We start from the raw sequence: 19309 nt of genomic DNA, 5'->3' as shown, positions 1-19309 counted from the left end.
CGATCAAGGAAAGTAGAAGACGATGGTTGTCGACGTTCATACCCATGCCTGGGATTACCAGAATCATTTCACCGCGGCGTTTCGCAAGGACGCCCTTCGCGCCCGCGCGGGCGTCGAAGTCGATCTGAGCGTTCGCCTCGACGATTACTTAGCGAATGCCCCTGCCGACATTCGGGCGCTCGTCTTTGGCGGGAAGGCGAAGCTCAGCGGCGTTTGGATTCCCGATGATTACGTCGCGGCTTTCGTTGCGCAGCGGCCTGACATTCTCATTGGGTTTATGAGTCTCGATCCGACGCAGCCGGGCTGGGAAGACGAGATGCGGTACGGCTGCGAGGAACTAAAGCTCCGTGGCATCAAGCTGCTGCCGATGTACGCGGGGTTTCGGCCGAACGATCGCTCGCTCGACCCGCTATGGGAGTACGCGAACAAGCATCGCCTGCCGGTACTGCTGCATGCTGGGACGACGTTTGTCAGCCAGGCGGTGCTGGAGTGCACGTTGCCGCGACACATCGATGACGTGGCGATTCGCTTCCCCGAGCTGCGGATCATCCTCGCCCACTTGGGGCATCCCTACGAAGGGGAATGCATCGCGGTGATTCGCAAGCACGAACATGTCTACGCCGACGTCAGCGCGCTCTACTACCGACCGTGGCAGTTGTTCCACAGCTTGATGCTCGTGCAAGAGTACGGCGTCTGGCACAAGCTGCTGCTAGGAACCGACTACCCGTTCACGACGGTCAACGGCACGATGGCGGGGTTGCGCGGCCTGAACGACATGGTTCGCAGCACGTCGCTCCCCCGCCTCAACGAAGAGGCGATTGAGGGCCTCATTCGTAGGGACGCTTTGCGACTGCTGGCGTTGGAGCCTTAGCCGAATCAGAGCGGTACGGCTTGAACATTTCCTGCATTGCGCGAAGCCCGCGGTTCACCATCAAGATGTCGGCATCGTGAAAAATAATCCGTCCCCCCATCGCCATCAGCTCTTCGGCCGCTTCCAGCGAGCCGGCGGGCTGTGCGAAGTGCTTGCCGGCGCTGAGAGCCGCTTCGCAAACGCGACGGCTGGCGTTGAGAACGGCCGAGCTGCGCATCTGTCCGGGCACCCCGGCCAGCACGCTGTAATCGCCGGGGCCGAACATCAAGACGTCGACGCCGTCGACCTTGGCGATCTCCGGAGCGAGCTCGAGGGCCGCGGGCGACTCGATTTGGATCACGACGAGCGTCTGTTCATTGGCAGCCGCAATGTAGTCGTTAAGCGGCATCGTGCCGAACGGCGCATCGCGGTTCCAGCCGTCGCAACCGCGCTGGCCGAGCGGAGCGAACTTGGCGTTGCGGACGACTTCGCGAGCTTCTTCGGGGCTTTCGCAACGGGGATAAATGACGCCTTGAGCGCCGCATTCGAGAGCGCGGGTGACGCTCGACATTTCGCCGCGAGAGACTCTGAGAAGCACGTCGGCGTCGCCGCCCGCACGGGTGGCGGTCAGCAGCAGCTGGGCCGTTTCCATGCTGAACGTGCGATGTTCCATATCCATCCAAATGCCGTCGACGCCGATCATGCTGGCCATTTCGTAAACGGCAGGATCAAACAAGTGGAGCGTCGTCAGGAAGCTCGGTTCATTCTTCGCCAAACGCTGTTTGATGCCGTTGATCTTCATTGCCTGGAAGCTCCTGTTGCCGCTTGTTTTCAAACCGCGCGGTTGCGCAGCGAACTGAATTAGGATAACACGGCGTTTTTTAAGCCGCTTATGTGATCATAGCAAGAGAGATTCAGCGACAATAGAGAGCGGCGACGCTCAATTGTGGAGAATTGAAGAATGCAACGTGCGCGCTATGCGATGCGCACGTGCTGCGCTCATGGAACAGACTGGAGGCGCGAACATACATGCGAGACGAGATTGTTGGAGTTGCGGGACTTGGCTTTCTGGGACGAGGAATCGTCGCGTGCCTGGCGGCGTTCGGGCATCGCGTCATCGCGTTCGACCGTTCTCAGGAGTTGAAGACCGAGACGGAAAAGTACGTCGATCAAGCGATGCGCGAGCTGATCTTGAGAGCCGGCTTTCGAGCGTCATTAACAGATGAATGGCGGAGCCGCGTCACGTTTGCCAGCACCGTCGAAGAGTTGGCTAGCGCGACGTTCGTCATCGAATCGGTCACGGAAGACGCCGCCGTGAAAAGCGAATTCTTCGATGGCCTGGAGGCGTGCATCGCCGCAGACGTCCCCGTCGCCACGAACACGTCGTCGCTGCCGGTTTCGACGGTGGCAAGCCAGCGAAAGCATCCGGAACGATTTCTCGGCATGCATTGGGCCGAGCCGGCGTACGCGACGCGATTTATTGAATTGATTCGCAGCGAACAGACTTCGGACGAGGCATTCGCACGAGCGATCGCGCTCGCGGAATCATGCGGCAAAGAGCCTTCGATGATTCTGCAAGACTTCCCGGCCTTCGTTGCGAACCGGCTTGGTTACGCAATGTATCGGGAAGCGCTTAGTCTACTCGAGCAAGGCGTCGCCGATGCGGAGACGATCGACCGCTCATTTCGCAACTCCGTCGGCTTGTGGGCCAGCTTCGCCGGACCCTTCCGCTGGATCGACCTTACTGGCGGCCCGGCCCTCTACGGCCGCACAATGTCGAACGTACTGCCAACGCTCGACAACTCGCCAACTATTTCGCCCACGATGCAGTCGATGATGGAGGCGGGCCTCCGCGGCGTGGCGGATCGTCGCGGCTTCTACGAATACACCGACGACGAAGTGAAGATGTGGGAAGATCGGTTCCGTAACTCCGTCTGGAAGGTTCGCGAGTGGGTTGAAGAAATGGCGAAGGAGGGTGCGGCATGTCGACGCGACGACGCACGCTAGTCGTGGGGGTCGGTTCGATCGGCGAACGCCATGTTCGTTGCTTTGGCGCGACCAACCGTACGACGCTGGCCATCTGCGAACCCAACGCCGACCTTAGAACGGCGGTCGCCGAGCGCTACGGGATCGGCGAAACGTACGCATCCTTGGACGACGCCCTGGCAAACGACTTCACCGCCGCCGTCGTGGCGACGCCCGCGCATCTGCATGTGGAGCAGGCGACGACTCTCGCCAAGCGCGGAATCAACGTGCTGGTGGAGAAACCGTTGAGCACGGTGGTCGATGGCGTCGCCGAATTAAAATCATCGCTTGCCGAGCGCAGTTTGCTTGGAGCCGTCGCATATTCCTACCGCGCCAATCCCGTGATGACTGCGATGAGGGACGCTTGGCGAGAGATCGATTTTGGCCGCCCGCTGCAAGCCACCGTGTCGGCGGGCCAGAGCTTTCCGACGTATCGGCCGGCGTACGCCAGTACGTACTACCGTTCGCGCGCGACAGGCGGAGGAGCGATTCAAGACGCGCTAACGCACCTGATCAACGCCGTCGAATGGTTGCTGGGGCCGGCGACGCGCGTTGCCGCCGATGCGGATCGGCTCGCGCTAACCGGCGTAGACGTGGAAGACACGGCCCACGTGCTCGCCAGACATGGCGACGCGATGGCGCTCTACCACCTCAATCAGCATCAACCGGCGAACGAGGCCGCCATCACCCTCGTCGGCGAGAAGGGCCAGCTGCGAGCCGAGTTCCACCGCCGCCGCGTTGCGTGGCTCACCGATGTCGACGGCGCGTGGCAGGAAACGATCGTCGATGCGTACAATCAGGACGACGTCTTCCGACGGCAGGCTGATGCCTTTCTCGACGCCATCGAACAAGGCGTGGCGCCCTTATGCTCGCTTGCCGAAGGCGAAGCAACGCTTCGCACGGTCACGGCTATTCTCCAGTCGCTCGAATCCCAACGCTGGGAAGAGTGCGGCAACTAAACAAGTAAGACGATCACGATGAATTCACGCAACGTCCTCGAACAGTTTAGCCTAACTGGCCGCGTCGCTTTGCTTACCGGCGCCTCGGGATATTTGGGCGAAGCGATGGCCAGCGGCTTGGCTGAAGCAGGCGCTACGGTCGTGGTGACGAGCCGCACGCTTGGACGAGCGGAAGAACTTGCCGCACAGTTGCCGCCAGCTGCCGGGCAGGAGCATCTAGGCGTTGCACTCGATCACCAGGACGAAGCGTCGATCACGGCGGCGTTTGATCGAGTCACCGCCGCGCTTGGAAAGGTCGACGTGCTCGTCAACAACGCTCATGAAACGACGACGAAAACTTGGCGCGATGCGACGCTGGACGATTTTGCCGCCCAGTTGAAGAATGCCGCAGGTTACTTCACCTTGGCTCGATTGATGCGAGACGACGTCGTCCGGCGACAGGCGGCGGGAAGCGTCATCATGCTGGGTTCCATGTACGGCCAGGTCAGTTCGGATCCGCGGATGTACGACGGCATCGGGCCCCCCAATCCTGTCGCCTACCAGACGCTCAAAGGGGGCGTCGCGCAGCTCACCCGGCACCTGGCTGTGCACTGGGCGCCGGATGGGGTGCGGGTCAATTCGATCAGCCCCGGCCCCTTTCCGAACCCGCAAAAAGCCCCGGCGGACCTGATATTCCGACTCAGTGCAAAAACACCAATGGGACGGATTGGGACGCCCGATGAACTGAAAGGCGCCGTCGTTTTTCTGGCTTCCGACGCCAGTTCCTTCGTCACAGGGCACGATTTGGCGGTAAATGGCGGCTGGACGGCCTGGTAATCAGGCAATTCCCCAGTCCGGTTGCTTGACCTAAAATTGGGTGTTCCAAATTCGCATCGGGCAACGAAAACTCTTGCCAGCGTCAGTAGTTCGAACACGGAGCGGCGATGCACGCACCGCCTGCCCTTTGGCAGGCTCCCGGGTTTGCCAGGCGGCCTCCGAGATTTGTTAAATGACCCGCTCCGAGACATCTGAAACGGCCGCCGGGCCGGCCACCTCCTCTCGGAAGCACGCGCACCTGAGCACGGTGCTTGCGGCCGAGATCGCTAGTGGCTCGTACGCTCCGCAAAGTTTCCTGCCGTCGGAGCCGGAACTCGCGCGCCGCTTCTCGCTGTCGCGCAGCACGGTGCGACAAGCTCTTTCTTCATTAGAACACGACGGCCTGATCAAACGCCTGCCAGGCAAAGGGACCGTGGTCCTCGACCGTTTGCCGGAACGGCCGCAGGTGACGCTCGCCGCGTTTGCGATCGTGCTTCCTGAAATTCAGACTGGACACTATCCGGCGCTCGTCGAAGCATTCGCCGCCGCGGCCGGCGAGACGCACCATCAGATCCTCGTCTGCACGACGGGGAACGATGTCCGGCGCCAAGGCGACGTCATCTTGCAACTGCTCGACAACCGTGTGGCGGGGGTGGCATTCATTCCTTCTTCGGTTGGCGAATCGCCGGCTTATCACTTTCGGCAATTACATAACCAAAACATTCCGGTGGTCATGCTCCACCGTCCGATCCCAAATTTCTCGGCGCCGCTAATCGCGATGCCGTATGAAGAGATCGCCGCGATGGCCGCGAAGTGTCTGATCGACAAAGGGCACCGGCGCATCGCGTTTATGGCTAGCCACCGGAGCCAAGCGGTCGATCGCTACGTCGCGGCGCTGCGGCAGGAACTGGAACGAATTGGCAGCGGATTGCCTGAAGAACTGATTCACCTTGGCAATTCCGCTGTGATCGGCGGCGGGCCTTCGCGGATGCAAGAGATCGAGCAAGCCGTCAAAACGCTGACGTCCCTTCCGGCTGATCGCCGGCCGACGGCAATCATCGACCCGTGGGATTCTGACATGGAGGCCTGCCGCTTTGCGCTCACCTGTGCAGGCATCGAGACGCCGAAACAGATGTCGCTGGTTAGCTTCGGCGGAGCGCGCCGATCGTCGACCCTGGCGAAGGAGTTGACGGCGGTCACTATCGATGAGCAGAAAACGGCCAGCATGACGGTGGAGCTGCTCAACGAAATGTACCGCGGCGAACGATCGCTCACCGACGTCACGCAGTTCTCCGTTCCGCTTGGCTTTTATCCTGGCGAAACCGTGCTGCCGCGTCGCCGATCTTAGCCGCACGCCGGCGCCGCAGTGATTCCGAGCAGCGATCGCGCCGCTTGCCCGAAAATCTGCTCGACCTCGCCATCCTTCAGCCGCAGCAGCCGCGCCGCTTGTTGCAAGGCCAGCAGGGATTCGATGCCGATCAACGTCGGCGTCGCTTGGGTCGCTTCTCCGCCGTGCAAGTTCTGCTCAGCGAGCCAGCAGAATCCTTCGGCCACGCTCACGACTCGACCGCGGAACATGCACACGGGGAAGTCGCTGCCAAAGAGCAGCCGCGTCGAGCCAAACCGCTGCAAGATTACTGCAAACGCGAGCGGTTCGCAGATTGCCGACGTATCGAAATAGACGTTGTCGAACCGAACGAGCGCGTCAATTCCGTCGAGCGTATGCTGCGCGCAGAACCCGCGCGCCGCGTGAGCGAGAACTACCTTGGCCCGCGGGTACGCGCGCAAGCAGCGTTCAAGCGAGCGACGGTTTGCCTCGTCGGCGAGAGCCTCAGCCCGAACTAAATGGATCATCAAGACAAGCTCTTGAGCATTCGCGATTTCCCATGCCCAATCAGGCAGATACTCCTCAAGCATCGCCTCCATCGTTGGCGAGCGATCCGCAAAGCAGTGGTAGACTTTAAACCCGCTGAAGCCGCCTTCTTGCAGCGCACGCTCGACCTCGATTGGGTCGTCTTGAGGTCGGATGAGCATCAAGCCACGGCGCTCGTTACTGGATGCAACCTCGATCGCAACGAAGCGATTAATCGCCTCTAAATCGCTCGAAGGCCGCGGCATGCCGAAGAACAGGCCGCTGTTCGGAGCCAGCGCGCCCATCCATTGACCCATTAGATTCTGATAGACGGCCAAGCCAACGTCGGCTTCGTCTCCGCTTGCTTCGACTCCCGTCGCCACGAGCGGGTAAAGATGGGCGTGGACGTCGAAGGCGGCTGGCGGAACGAAAGTCTGCAAGCGACGCTCGAACAAGTCGGCGTCTCGCGCCTCGACGCGATGCGCCGATGCAAGCAGTGGATTAATCGCCGGCGGCTTGGCGTCGACGGTAGCCACGATTCGATCCGCCACTTACTCAACCTCTCGTTTAAGGCACGCTAAGCCACGTCGGTGCGAGGCGTTTTACCGAACAATGGCTGCATGGCAAGCGCAACCGCCAGCGTCACTCCCGCGGAAGTCGGAGCGACCCACAACGCCGCCATGTCGGAATACGTCACCCCGATTCCCGCCGCCCAACCCACGAACATGGCGAAGATCATCGCGTTTCCTGGGCAACGTAGTCCGCCCACGGCAAGCACGACGCAACTCAACAGCGGTCCGGCAAAGATGCCGAGAATAATCTGCGATGACTCGAAAATCGTGCCGAGCGACGAAACGACGCCAGCGGCCAGCGTCGCGGCCAACCCGATGACGAGCGAGTACGCCCTGCCCCACCAGGCGAGCACGCCGGGATCGCGTTGTCCGCTGAACCGCGCGTGGAAATCGAGCGTCAACACGCCGGCCAACGTGTTGATACCGCTGGGAATGCTCGTCGCCGCCAATAACGCGGCGAGCAACAGCCCCGCCACGCCAACCGGCAGTCGCGTCGCGACGAAGTGGGGAAAAACCTGGTCGGCGTCTGCAGGCAACGCTGGATCGTGCACGAACGAAAAGTAAGCGAACATCGACAAGCCGACGGCCGTCAGCAGCGATACAACGATAGCGACGCCGATAATGTTCACGATGAACGACCGGCCAGCTGAAGCAGCGCTCCCGGTCGATAGATAACGCTGCAGCGACATTTGGTCGCCGATGTAGTTGATCAAATTCGCAACCGTCAGCCCAATGACCACCGTGAAGACCGTCAGCCCATCTTTGGGATCGACGGAGAAGTTCAGCGCGTTCAGCCGTCCCGACTCCCACAGGTGGTTGCCCGCCTCCGCGGCGGAGACGGGAATCTGCATCCAGGCGGAGGCAATCGTCGCCGAGATGCCGACGATAATGACCAGCATCTGAATCGCCTCTGAGACGATCACGCCGCGAATGCCGGAAAACACGGTATAAAACGTATTCGTCAGACCTGTAATCAACACGATCGGCCAGAACCACCAATCGTCGAGGCCGCCCATCGTCATCACGGCGATCGTGGGGGCGTAGATCATCGCCGCCATCCAGCCGACGCGCATCAACACGTACAGCAGCGCAGCGACGGTGCGCGTCGCCGCGCCGAAACGCGCTTCGACGACGTCGTAGGGAAATTTCCATTCGCCGGAAAGAAAACGCGGAAGAAACCACCACTGCAGCAACAGAAACGAGACCGGCAGCGCCACGGCGACGCCCCACACCGGGAGCAGAACACCGCTTGAGTAAACGACGCTCGGGTAAGAGACGAAGCTAATCCCCGAGAAGAACGTCCCCGCGATGCTCAGGCCCACGACAATCGTGTTGAACCAACCGCCGAGGCTCCCGCCCGCGGTGAAGTAGTCCTGGACGTCGTCGTCTTTGCCTCTCGCCAACAACCCGGCGGTCATCGAGCCGATGAGGTAAACCGCCATAATGGTGAGATCGATCCAGTGCATTCTCGACTCGTATCCCTGGCAAAGTCTGCCGCTACGCGACTCGTTGTAGAGTAATTAGCTGGCGAAAGCACCGCGTCGGCTCATTCCGCCGTCGAACTAGTTCGACTCTGCCACGGCCGCGGCGCCGTCGTCAAATTGTATCGCAAAGAGGTCGGCGTCTTTCATTACAAACCGCAGCCGCACAGGTTGCCCAGCCAGGGCGCCAAGCTTTCCATCCTTCCAAACGACTGGCCGCGCGATCTCGTTGCCAACGAGTTCCAGGCAATCGGCCGACGCAAAGCCTGGAATCGGCTTTCCGCTTTCACCCTGAATTTCCACGAGGATGCCTCCCGCCGCAGAGGTGGCGAAGTTTAGGAGCAGTTCGTCGCCTGCGAAGATCAACGGCTTTGTCGTCATTTCGCCGCCGACATAGTCGGCATGCACCGCGGCGAAGCCGTCGAGTCGCAAACTGTAGCGGCGCAAATGGGCCGTCGGCTGTCCGTAGTTTTGGTTGACGTACAGCGACATCTCGTGCGGTCCAGTCTGGACGACGTTGAGCGCCGGGTAGTTGGTGCGAGACGTCCAATTCTCCGCTCCAATCCCTGGGGCAACGAGCGCTTCCATGAACGTCCGATCGTACACGTTGCCTCCGCGACTAGTGATCAGCACGGCGTCGGAAGTGTCGTGGAAGTACTTCGGATCGACTTTGATCGCCTTCGCCTGCTCGGCGTTCAGCACCTGACGACCAAGCATGAAACGCGCCGCGGTTCCGACAAAAATGTGCGGAGCCCGAAAGTAGGGATGCGTCTGATTCGTATAGAGTTGCTCAATCGGCGCCGACTCGCCCAGTCGGCGGTACTCCATGAGCGTCGGCTTACTCCAATGAATGAAGTCGTCGCTCTCGACTCGCGCCGTACGACGAATGCCGTCCACGTAGACTCGATAGAACAACAGGTACTTGTTCTCCTTCTCAGACCAAAACGGCACGTTCTGAGAATCGAAGACTAGATCCTCGCTCCCTTCGATGAAGCCGACCTCCTGCCTGGTGAGCACAGGCTTGGCGCTCAACGCCTTCCAATGCACGCCGTCTGGCGAGGCATACGCTCGCAGTCCCGTTTGATGATAACCGCCGACTCCTTTGTACTTTTCTGCCGCGGGAACGCCGGGACGCGCGTCGACGAATGGAGAAAAGTTATGCGTGTCGGGCGAGACGTTGGCGAGCACGACGTTGGTCGACTTGTCGTCGCCTTGGGCAAATAGCTCAAACTCTGGCTTCGACCAAACGATCCCGTCCGGCGACTCGGCGTAACAGAGGACCTGGTGATCGCCCGTATTTTTCGAGCCGCTCCCCGCCGAACCTCGATAGTATGCCTGATACTTGTCGCCAGACTTAATAACGGTGACGTACCCGCTAAACTCTCCCTCCCAAGGCTTATCAAAAGCGAACGCTTGGCCACGATCCACGGGACGCTGCAACTGCAGCGTCGTTCCCCGCATGTCGTCGATGAGAAAGTCGTCTACGAAGAGTTCTCGGCGCGAACCAATGTCAATCGGTCCCTCGGCGCTACTGCTTTCCGCCCAGCTAGCCCAGCAGAGTGCGATGGCGATTAGCCATGATAGCCCCCGCTGCCGCCGGCGGGTTTGGTTCGCCATCTGGTTTTGCGTAAGCATTTTCTTCATGCCCCGAGGTTCTCGATCGTCTTGCCGGCGTCTGCTCGGTCAAGGATGGGGACCCCAACAGGGCCCTGGTAACTCCGCGAAGGACGGCCTGAATTGCCCACTCGACAGCAAAACGAATCCCTCTCGCCACAACACATACAGGAAGTACGTACATCTTGTACAATTGACTTCCGGATTGCAATCTTTCTCCCGCGAAGAGCCTAGAAAATGAAACTGCGAGCAGGCTTCTGCCGCCCGGTGGCTGACCGCTCAGTCCCGCAATCGAAAGTGACTTTCATGAAGGGAATTCTCGCCATCGCGTGCCTCGCCCTGCCGACGCTCGCTGCAGTTCGAATCGTCGCGGCCGCGACGCCAAATATTCTGCTGATCACCTCAGAAGACAGCGGCCCTCAACTGGGATGTTACGGCGATTCCTTCGTTCGCACGCCGCACCTCGACCGACTCGCTGCGGAAGGGATACGGTTTAACCGGGCGTTCGTCGCCACCGCGAGTTGCAGCGAGTCACGCGCTGCAATTCTCACGGGGCTTTATCCCCATCAAAACGGTCAGATTGGACTCGCCCCCTATTACCGCATGAGCAGCGTGCGCGCCAACATTCCCAGCATCTTGCGCGCTCATGGCTATCGCACCGGCTTGATCGGAAAATTACACGTCAATCCAGAATCGGCTTTTCCGTTCGATTACCGCCCTGACGTTAGCGAGTGCAATAGCTTCACGCATCGCAACGTCGGCAAGGTGGCGAAACTAGCCGAGGACTTCATCCGCGGCGAAGAAGCCCCCTTCTTCTTGATGGTCAATTACGCCGACGCTCACCTCCCCTTCTTGCGTCAGCAGTACGGCTCGCCCTCCGAAGCCCTTGTCGCGAACGACGTTCGCCCCCTGCCCTGGATCGGCTTGGACGCTCCGCGGCTGCGCGAATGCCAAGCTGATTACTACAACTGCCTCATGCGGCTTGACGATGGCGTGGGGGAACTTCTTTCCGTGCTGGAACGGACCGGTCAGCAGGAGAACACGCTCGTGATTTATCTGGGAGATCATGGGGCGCAATTTCCGCGCGGCAAACTCGCATCCTACGAGTCAAGCCTGCACATCCCACTGCTGCTTCGCTGGCCTCAGCAGCTTCCAGCCGATGAGAGTCGCAGCGGGCTGGTCTCATCAATCGATATTTTGCCCACGATTCTCGAGGCAACGGCCATTCCCGGCCCTTCCGACCTGCCTGGCCGCTCGTTGCTTTCTTTGTGTCGAGACCAGCACGCCTCGTGGCGCAATTACCTGAGCGCGGAGTATCACGCCCACATTCCAACGCTCTACTTTCCGCAGCGAACGATACGCGACGATCGCTACAAACTAATCGTTAACCTCCTGCAAGATCGCCCTAATCCAGTCGCCGCGGCTTACACCCAACATGAGACTCCGCAACATCCAAGTTACGTAACTCCCGACGAGGTCGCCGCCGGCAGCCCGAAGGTCCAAGCCGCTTATCGAACTTGGCTAACGCCTCCGCCCGTCGAGTTGTACGACCTGCAAGAGGATCCGTACGAGCTTCACAACCGCGCTGAAACGCCGGAACTCAAGGACGTAAAATCTCATCTCTTAGCAGCGCTGCACGAGTGGCGCATGGCAACCAACGATCCCCTACTCTCGTCCAAGACGCTTGATCGCCTCACGCGAGAACACGACTCGCTCGCCTCTGCTCCGCAGACGCTTCCTCACGAGTGGAGATACCACGAGTACTTCGCCTCCGGCGACAAAGATCCGCCCAACAAGGTGGACGCCCTGCACCCGCAACACACTCGCTAGTTGCGCGATGTCGTGCACATTCGCCTCGGCGGACGATCCAAGCCGTTGCCTACGCTGCCGCGAGAATCACTGTCCAGATAGTTCAGCAACGCTTAGTTGGTTGAGGAGCGGCTCGCCTTGAGCGAAGCGATCGACGTTCGCCATGAAGATGCTCCACATCCGTTCCGCGAACGTCGGCGTCAGCGACGAACCGGAGATGTGCGGAGTGATCATCACCTGCGGAAACTTCCAGAAAGGATTCTGCGGGGACATTGGGTAGTCGTAGTGGGCGTCGAGCGCAGCGCCGGCAAACCAATGCTCGCCAAGTGCGGTAAGCAGCGCCTGCTGATCGATAATCGGCCCGCGAGCGGGGTTCAAAAGAAACGCGTGCGGAGGCAGTCGCCTTAATTCTGCGGCTCCGATGCATCCTCGAGTTTGGTGGGTCAACGGCATCGCCACGATGAGGAAATCGAGTCCGCCAAGAAATGCCTCCTCCTCGCCCGCACAGAATACCTGATGAGGAAGAACGCCGTCCGAGTCACCGGTCCCTGGTAAGGTGAACATATCGGGCCGCGGGCGCACGCCGCTGCGCGTCATCACATGGACGCGCAGGCCGAATTGTCGTGCTAGCCTCGCCGTCTCACGACCGATGCCCCCATAGCCCCAGATACCGACAGTTTTTCCGCGTATCTCGGTTTGAAATTCCGCGCTGCGGTCCCAGACGCCAGCCTCCTGGTGACGAATCATCTGACGCACGTTTCGTGCGAGACAAACCATCATCGCGATATTCCACTCCGCGATGGGAACGTCGAAACACCCGCGGGCATTCGTTGCGCGAATATCCCGCTCAGACAGCCCCAAACCAAACAATTGCGTGTAACCCGTCGAGGCAATTTGCACCCACTTCAATCGCTCCATGCTCGCCAGGTTCGCTGGCGGGAAGGTGCAGAACAACGCATCAGCATCGCGAATTAAGCTCGGATCGACTTCGCGCACCGCTTCTGCCGGAGGATCGAGCACCACGAGTTCCACGTCGCTGCGTCGCGCCAACTCTTCGAGCGGTTGGCGGCGGATCGTAAAATCAACAACGATTTTCATCTACGTGGTCAGCAACTTTCCGGGGACGCTATTGAATTCACCGCTTCCAGCGACGAACGGATATCGACGGCGAGTCGCTTCCGTCAGCACAATCCCAAGTCCTGGGCGGTCTGGCGGCAGCACGTAACCATCCTGGATCGTCAAACCTCCGTCGATCACCTCTAAGTGGAGCCCGCCGTAGTTGGGGGGCACTTCCAAGATGCAGGTATTGGGCGCTGCGAATCCGGCGTGGATGTTTTGCATCAGCGAGCCGCCGGCGCCCCAGGCGTGCGTCGCAATGCGACGCCCGCGGGCGGCCGTCATCTCCGCCACAGCGAGAAATTCACTCAGTCCGCCGGTGAAGGAAGCGTCGGGCTGCGCAACGTCGAACGAGTCGCGGTCGACATACGCCTTCCATTCGCACGACGACGTGAGACATTCTCCGCCTGCGATGGGAGTCGTCGTCGCGCGGCACAAATCTGCGTAATCTTGGGAGCTCGCGTAAGGTAGTGGCTCTTCAAGAAAGAATAGGTCAAACGGCTCTACCGCTCGCGCAACGGCCGTCGCCACGTCCAGCGACCACGCTGGACCGAGGGTGTTGCCCATGTGCGCATCCAGCATCAGCATGATCTCGCCGCCGAATCGAGAGCGCAAGAACTCAACCTTCGTCGCTTCGAACTCCGCCGACTCCTGGACGCCATGAGGAATGTACCACCCGCCGTCGGCGGAGTAGCATCCAGCCCCCACCTTAACTCCGCGGAAGCCGAAACTGAGATAGTGGTCAACTTTGGCCGCGAGCTTGTCGAGCGGATAATTGCTGGGGCCGCCCGTCGCGTAGCAACTGAGGCGCTCGTGCCGCAAGCCACCCAGCAACTCGTAGACGGGCTTGTCTTCGAGCTTACCTTTCAGATCCCACAGCGCAGCCTCGATGCCATTGAGCACCGCAGCGCCCACGCCCACCCGACACCAAAAATTGCCGCAGTGATACATCCGGCGCCAGAGTTCCGGCACGTCGTCGACGGCTTGGCCGACCAGAATCGGCTTGAAAAACTCGACGATCGCAGGAACTACTTCAGGGCAAAAATATCCGGCGTACGTTTCGCCAAGCCCGACATGCTTACCGTCGGTAAGAACTTCGATAAACGCAGCGCTCCGCAAGCGACGCGCTTCACTCAGGTAAGGATCGTTCGTGCTCGGCCCTGTGAGCAGCGTCGTGCGGACGTCGGTAATGAACATGCGAGAGTTCCCGCGAAGGAGAAGCCCGACGGTTGACTATGCGTTGGGGTTTATCGAAGAGTCGACTTGAGGAGGCTCTCAATCGGCGCCGCGAGAACAGTGGGCGTCCGCACCGAGGAGCGAACCTCGCCGCCGACGATTACGACGTTGCTTTCCCAGATGCAGCACGGAGCGGCGATCATGGGCTTCGGACCGGAATCGCCGGGCGCATCGCGGTCAACGATCGGAGTGACTGGCAGCGACATGCCCGCGCGCCAGGACTTCTGCTTGAGATCGTAGATGAAGGTTTCTTGGCAGAAACCAGGATGCTCCCGTGGAAGCCCCGGAAAAACATCGGCGTATCCGCCAATCACGCAAATCTGTCCATTGACGACGGCACAAGGGCTGACAGCGCCCACGCGTGGCGCTGGCAACGGCGGAAGAACCTCCCACTTCTGCGCACCGATCTTAAGGCAGTAAACGGCAGCCGAAGGAATGGGCGCCCCCTGCGGATCGAAGCCAATGCCGCCGATCAAGTAAACACGGCCCTGATCAGCGGCTGTGCACGCGACGTGGACGCCTGGGCCGGGAAGATCTGGTTCGCGTCGCCATGCGAGAGGTTCACGTTGGGGAGACAAGTTCAGCGACCAGGTTTCTCGACTCGCTTGCTTGGCGCCGACCGCGGGGAGGCCTCCCACGACATAAAGTCGATCATCGACAACCGCAGCCGCAGCGTATCCCAGAGGACGAGGTAAGCTCGGCAATTCGCTAAAAATCAACTCGTCTCCATCTGCCGTGATGCGGATGGCGCTTGCCAAACAACCCGATGCATTCACTCCTCCGACCAGGTAAATCGCATCATCCGTGACGGCGCTGGCGAAGTGCGCAACCTTCAAGGGCAATCGCTGCGGACTTTCGTTCCATTTCGCCTTCGCAGAGGCGAGCGTAAAAATCCGGTCGCTAAATACCTTCTCACCGTCATGCCAGACTGGCCGGTCATGAAATTGCGAGCCGCCGCCGGCGATCAACTTTCCGTTGAGCGTCCCGCAGAACATTCCTGCGTAGCCTACCGGATCGGGTAGAGGATCCAACTCGGTCCAGACACTCTCATCCCCATCCGCATGCCGTCCGTAGCCCTGCCGCAGGTCCAAGGCAGCGATCGTATTGACGGCGAGAACAATGATCGACGCCATGCGCAAGAAGGCGGGAGTTATTACCGCGGAGATATTGAACGCCAGCCCGTCAAATGAGCGCTTGCGGCGCCTCATCGGTGGCGGAACCGCCGTTGGTTTTGGCTGACGCATCGCAGTGGCAATCCAGCAACGATTTCAGAGTGTCGAATACTTACCGAATTCAATGGACAGCATGTCCGTACAGTATGTATGATATCGGCGTGATCGAGCGTGTCAATGCAACCGAGCTCTACGACGGGAACAAACGCGAGCCCGCGCGGCCACTTCAATTACTTAGGCAGAGGTTGGAATCATGGCGTACCAACGACGCACGTTTCTCGGACAGTCGGCAGCGTTTGCTCTGTCGGCGCCGCTCCTCACCGCCGTATCAACGAAAGCTGATACGTCTGTCGCCAGCGACGACGGCGAACTGCTGGTGCGTAATACGCCGCAAACGATTGAGGCGGACGGCAAGTTGCGGCTTGAGTTCGGCGACGAACTGATGGTGATGAACCGTGGCCTGCAGCCGTACATGCTCTGCACGAAATATGGAACGCTGATCGTCCAGGCTCAAACTCCGGATAAACCGGCGCCCACGCCGCGGATGCATTACCCCTACGCGATGCCCACCAACGTCTCACGGGATATGGGGAAAACGTGGACCAACATTCCCCTCAAGCCAGGCGAGAACGGCCTCAATCTCGAAGGCGGGGCGGTGCAACTTGCCAGTGGGCGGATCGTCGCGCTCGACACCTACGTCACCCCGGGGAAGACGCCAGGGAAAGGCGTGGGGCAACTTTACGTTTCCGACGACGACTGGCGCACGCTCGAAGGCCCGATTGACGTCGAGTTTAATCTGCCGGGGATCGACTTTTACGCCACGAAAGACGACGGCGGCCATCCGCACGACGCCGAGCGCGTCCATCGGCGAATCATCGCACTCCCCAACGGCGACTTGCTGACTACCGTGTACGGAACGATGAAGGGCGACAACACGCCGTCGACCTACCGACCGACGATGATGAAGACGCGCGTGATGCTTGTGCGATCAACCGACGAAGGGCGCAGTTGGGATCTCGTCTCCACCGTCGCCGTCGACCCCGCCGTGGGAACCGAGGGCTTCAATGAACCGGTAATCGCCCGCGTGAGCGGAGGCAAGCATCCCGGGCGGCTCATTTGTTTCATCCGCACTGGACGAGACTTGTACGAAACGACGTCCGACGACGAAGGCAACACATGGAGCCAGCCCCGCCCTCGAATCTTCGCCGGTCTAGATATTCACCGCACCGAGCTGTGGGCCGATATGTTTCGTCGCACGAAAGGCGCTTCAGGAAAACTGTTGGATGAAAACAACCCCGATGAGCTCAAAGGCGCCGTTGTTGATCCAGACCTTGTGGAACTTCGGAGCGGAATTCTCGTCGCAGCCTTCGGAGTTCGCGTCCCGCAAAAAGCCTGCTGGCCGCACGCCCAACACCACTGGAACGGCAATTACCTAGCCTTCAGCCGAGACCAGGGCGACACGTGGAGCAACGTCGTGAGACTCACTTCTGGAGTGCCGACGACGCACTACATGGCCATCGCCGAGACGCCGGAGGACAACAAGCTGTTCGTCGCCTACGACTACGGCTTTTGGGGCAGAAACCCCCGCTACATCTACGGGCGGACGGCGAGCGTCGAACCGCAGGCTGGTTGACGGTAGCTTGGTAGGTTACACGAACGGAGAAGCTGCTGGAAACCGCCGAGCCTACTCGCCGGCAACGAGCCTGGAGTAGGCAGCGTTCGAGCGGCAATGACGCTGACTGCAAGGCGAGACGCTCACTTGCGCCGCTGCATCAAATCGCCTTACCTCGCTTTGGCCAAACAGGCGCCCCTGCGAAAATTTCTGCAGCACTCCATCGCAGCGTTCAGCGTCTGGCGAATGAGGCGAGGAAATTTAGCGATCGCCGCAGGCGGAGTCTGCGGTGCAACATCGGCGACGACCAAGCCTGGCAACTACGGAGTCGCCGCCACTTCTGCCCCGTTCCGCGTCCCGAGCGCGGCATGCGTCACCAGGTCGATCTCATAGTTGATTGTCTTCACGCTCGAATCGCCGAACATCATGTTGAACCCGCCAGGGTGAGCGCTTCCCCAAAACTCGTAAGGATTGACTCCTAACGTGTCTTGCAGCGGCGGGCTGCCCGACGAGCGCACCGTGTCGCCATTGTGACCGATCAACCACCCTTGGTCGTCGCCGTGATCGGCAAGATTAACGACGCTCGCCTCGCCGTTGACGTTGTAAGCGTCGACATTGACGGACTTTTCGCCAACGAAATATGTATTGGACGTACCGTCTGTGACTTCACGCAGAGCCACTTCGCTGCGAATGAAGCTGATGCCGTTATAAAGCTCGGGGTTAGGCCACCCCGTGAACGTATCAGCCTCGTTGTAGTCTTGAGCGAAATATCTTGACGTGCCCGTCAACCCGGCGATGGTGCTTCCCGACCCCGAGCACGCCGCATAGTCGTTTCGCGCTAAATCGCTTCCATCATGGACGAAATTCAGGACGCTCGACCATTGCTTGACGGGATAAGCCAGAGCAGGACGACGACTTGGGCAGTAGAAGACGGGAACCGGCGTTTGTATCGTCTGCAGTAACGCTCGCTTCTTCTTGACTGGAACAGGCCATCCGGGAGACCCGGATCCAATATCGTGCAACGCCTGAAGTTCGATATACGGCAGAATGCTGAAGAGCCAACTACCCGGCTGGTTCTTTCCAAATCCTTGATCAGGGTCGGCCGTATACAGAGACCCCCAGCCGTTGCTCGGGTAGTGCCCTTGTACATCCACGTGGTTGAGCGTCGCAATTCCCACGTTGCGAAGATTGCTCACGCAGTTGGCGCGCCGTGCCGCCTCGCGAGCCGCCTGAACGGCTGGTAGCAGCAGCGCGACGAGGACGCCAATAATCGCGATCACCACCAAGAGTTCGACAAGCGTGAACCCCCGACTACCGACGACCGCTGAAGTCGAGCCAGCATTGACGCGGAAGCTATTGCAGGACGCCGCCAAGTGACGGCGAGATGACGAAAGACCAGCCCGATTCGACGCCATAAGAAAGCCCTCAAAATCCATGCCTTCGGGAGTGGACAGATTGTACGGACAGGTTGTATGCTAAGACTCGAGAGCGGACGTGTCAATCAATTTCCCCAAACTTTGCCGCAGGTTGAGACATGGCGACGCGCTTACCTCACTTCCGACGACTCGATCGTCGTGAATTCGCTTGTCCCGCCGACTACATGCCCCTGCTCGCCTTGATGCCCTTGCTCGCGATTACGCTCGCAGGATGCAACCGCGGGCCGCAGCGAGTGACAGTACCGACGTTTGATCCAGTGCAGATGACTCAAGAGGCGTTCGATAAGAACGACGCCGATCACAACGGGTCTTTGGACGCTAGAGAATTGAGCGCATGGCCTGGGCTGCGTGCTGCAATTCCCATGATTGACGTGAACAAGGACTCCAAAATTGATCAGGATGAGCTTAAAGCTCATCTAGAGAGCTACCAGATCGGCAGAATTGGACTTCAAAGTCTCACTTGCTTCGTCACGGTCGGCGGCAAACCGCTCGATGGAGCCATCGTGGAGTTCCATCCTGAGGAATTCATGCAAGAACGAATTAAGGCCGCTCACGCGACGACCAACAGCGACGGCGCGGGGTTCGTCCTGCCGATCGAGAAAGGCCTGCCTGGCATTCAGCCAGGAATTTACCGCGTCACGATCAGCAAGAAGAACGGCGACCGCGAAATGCTCCCCAAGCGATACAACGCGGAAACGGAGCTTGGTTTCGTCGTCTCAAGCGCGTCAGGCGGGGCGCCGGCACAGTTCAAGCTTGATCCGCGTTAAGAGGGCGCGGCCG

The 19309-nt window shown here is 60.0% G+C and carries 16 protein-coding genes; 8 read left to right on the top strand and 8 right to left on the bottom strand.

What is annotated here, in order from left to right; genetic code table 11:
- Window positions 1-22 precede the first annotated feature (22 nt).
- Window positions 23-871, top strand: a complete 849-nt coding sequence (locus PLANPX_RS10805) for an amidohydrolase family protein (RefSeq protein WP_152098744.1) — start codon at window positions 23-25, stop codon at window positions 869-871.
- On the opposite strand, the gene PLANPX_RS10800 is transcribed toward PLANPX_RS10805, so the two are convergent.
- On the bottom strand, window positions 828-1652 hold the full coding sequence (locus PLANPX_RS10800) for an HpcH/HpaI aldolase family protein (RefSeq protein WP_152098743.1): 825 nt from the start codon (window positions 1650-1652) through the stop codon (window positions 828-830). The two genes, PLANPX_RS10805 and PLANPX_RS10800, sit on opposite strands and share 44 nt — an antisense overlap.
- Window positions 1653-1879: 227 nt before the next feature.
- Between PLANPX_RS10800 and PLANPX_RS10795 the strand changes: the two genes are divergently transcribed.
- From PLANPX_RS10795 to PLANPX_RS28320, 4 genes are all read left to right on the top strand, one after another.
- Window positions 1880-2857 carry a 3-hydroxyacyl-CoA dehydrogenase family protein gene (locus PLANPX_RS10795; protein WP_152098742.1) on the top strand — a complete coding sequence of 326 codons (978 nt, stop codon included), beginning with the start codon at window positions 1880-1882 and terminating at the stop codon, window positions 2855-2857.
- A complete protein-coding gene (locus PLANPX_RS10790; protein ID WP_152098741.1) occupies window positions 2833-3834 on the top strand; it encodes a Gfo/Idh/MocA family protein in 1002 nt (333 codons plus the stop codon). Before PLANPX_RS10795 ends, PLANPX_RS10790 begins: the two co-directional genes overlap by 25 nt.
- A gap of 18 nt (window positions 3835-3852) precedes the next feature.
- A complete protein-coding gene (locus tag PLANPX_RS10785; protein ID WP_152098740.1) occupies window positions 3853-4650 on the top strand; it encodes an SDR family NAD(P)-dependent oxidoreductase in 798 nt (265 codons plus the stop codon).
- A gap of 172 nt (window positions 4651-4822) precedes the next feature.
- Window positions 4823-5977, top strand: coding sequence for a GntR family transcriptional regulator (locus tag PLANPX_RS28320; RefSeq protein ID WP_152098739.1), 1155 nt, complete (start codon window positions 4823-4825; stop codon window positions 5975-5977).
- Here the strand turns inward: PLANPX_RS28320 and PLANPX_RS10775 are convergent.
- From PLANPX_RS10775 to PLANPX_RS10765, 3 genes are all read right to left on the bottom strand, one after another.
- Window positions 5974-7017: an amidohydrolase family protein gene (locus tag PLANPX_RS10775; protein WP_152098738.1), complete on the bottom strand. Its 1044-nt coding sequence runs from the start codon at window positions 7015-7017 to the stop codon at window positions 5974-5976. The genes PLANPX_RS28320 and PLANPX_RS10775 overlap by 4 nt on opposite strands.
- 41 nt (window positions 7018-7058) lie before the next feature.
- On the bottom strand, window positions 7059-8519 hold the full coding sequence (locus PLANPX_RS10770) for a sodium:solute symporter family transporter (RefSeq protein ID WP_152098737.1): 1461 nt from the start codon (window positions 8517-8519) through the stop codon (window positions 7059-7061).
- Window positions 8520-8615: 96 nt separating this feature from the next.
- Window positions 8616-10178 carry a hypothetical protein gene (locus PLANPX_RS10765; protein ID WP_232536372.1) on the bottom strand — a complete coding sequence of 521 codons (1563 nt, stop codon included), beginning with the start codon at window positions 10176-10178 and terminating at the stop codon, window positions 8616-8618.
- A 207-nt stretch (window positions 10179-10385) separates the two neighbouring features.
- Between PLANPX_RS10765 and PLANPX_RS10760 the strand changes: the two genes are divergently transcribed.
- Window positions 10386-11978 (top strand): sulfatase, encoded by a 1593-nt coding sequence (locus PLANPX_RS10760; RefSeq protein ID WP_152098736.1) that lies wholly within the window; start codon window positions 10386-10388, stop codon window positions 11976-11978.
- Between the two features lie 66 nt (window positions 11979-12044).
- Here PLANPX_RS10760 and PLANPX_RS10755 read toward each other — a convergent pair whose 3' ends face one another.
- Genes PLANPX_RS10755 through PLANPX_RS10745 form a run of 3 tightly spaced genes read right to left on the bottom strand, consistent with a single transcriptional unit; the run spans window position 12045 to window position 15517 of the window.
- Window positions 12045-13055 carry a D-2-hydroxyacid dehydrogenase gene (locus PLANPX_RS10755; protein ID WP_152098735.1) on the bottom strand — a complete coding sequence of 337 codons (1011 nt, stop codon included), beginning with the start codon at window positions 13053-13055 and terminating at the stop codon, window positions 12045-12047.
- Window positions 13056-14270 (bottom strand): mandelate racemase/muconate lactonizing enzyme family protein, encoded by a 1215-nt coding sequence (locus tag PLANPX_RS10750; RefSeq protein WP_152098734.1) that lies wholly within the window; start codon window positions 14268-14270, stop codon window positions 13056-13058.
- Between the two features lie 50 nt (window positions 14271-14320).
- Window positions 14321-15517, bottom strand: coding sequence for a Kelch repeat-containing protein (locus PLANPX_RS10745; protein ID WP_152098733.1), 1197 nt, complete (start codon window positions 15515-15517; stop codon window positions 14321-14323).
- A 217-nt stretch (window positions 15518-15734) separates the two neighbouring features.
- Between PLANPX_RS10745 and PLANPX_RS10740 the strand changes: the two genes are divergently transcribed.
- Window positions 15735-17114, top strand: coding sequence for a sialidase family protein (locus PLANPX_RS10740; RefSeq protein ID WP_152098732.1), 1380 nt, complete (start codon window positions 15735-15737; stop codon window positions 17112-17114).
- 299 nt (window positions 17115-17413) lie between these two features.
- On the opposite strand, the gene PLANPX_RS10735 is transcribed toward PLANPX_RS10740, so the two are convergent.
- The gene (locus PLANPX_RS10735) at window positions 17414-18508 is read right to left on the bottom strand and encodes a DUF1559 domain-containing protein (RefSeq protein ID WP_172991978.1); all 1095 of its coding nucleotides are present in this window, start codon (window positions 18506-18508) and stop codon (window positions 17414-17416) included.
- A 383-nt stretch (window positions 18509-18891) separates the two neighbouring features.
- On the opposite strand from PLANPX_RS10735, the gene PLANPX_RS10730 reads away from it, so the two are divergent.
- The gene (locus PLANPX_RS10730) at window positions 18892-19296 is read left to right on the top strand and encodes a hypothetical protein (protein ID WP_152098730.1); all 405 of its coding nucleotides are present in this window, start codon (window positions 18892-18894) and stop codon (window positions 19294-19296) included.
- The last annotated feature ends 13 nt before the right edge of the window (window positions 19297-19309 follow it).

The organism is Lacipirellula parvula, assembly GCF_009177095.1.
GTDB classification, from domain to species: domain Bacteria; phylum Planctomycetota; class Planctomycetia; order Pirellulales; family Lacipirellulaceae; genus Lacipirellula; species Lacipirellula parvula.
Note: the sequence above shows the minus strand (reverse complement) of the source record. Positions and strands in the feature narration are given on the sequence as shown.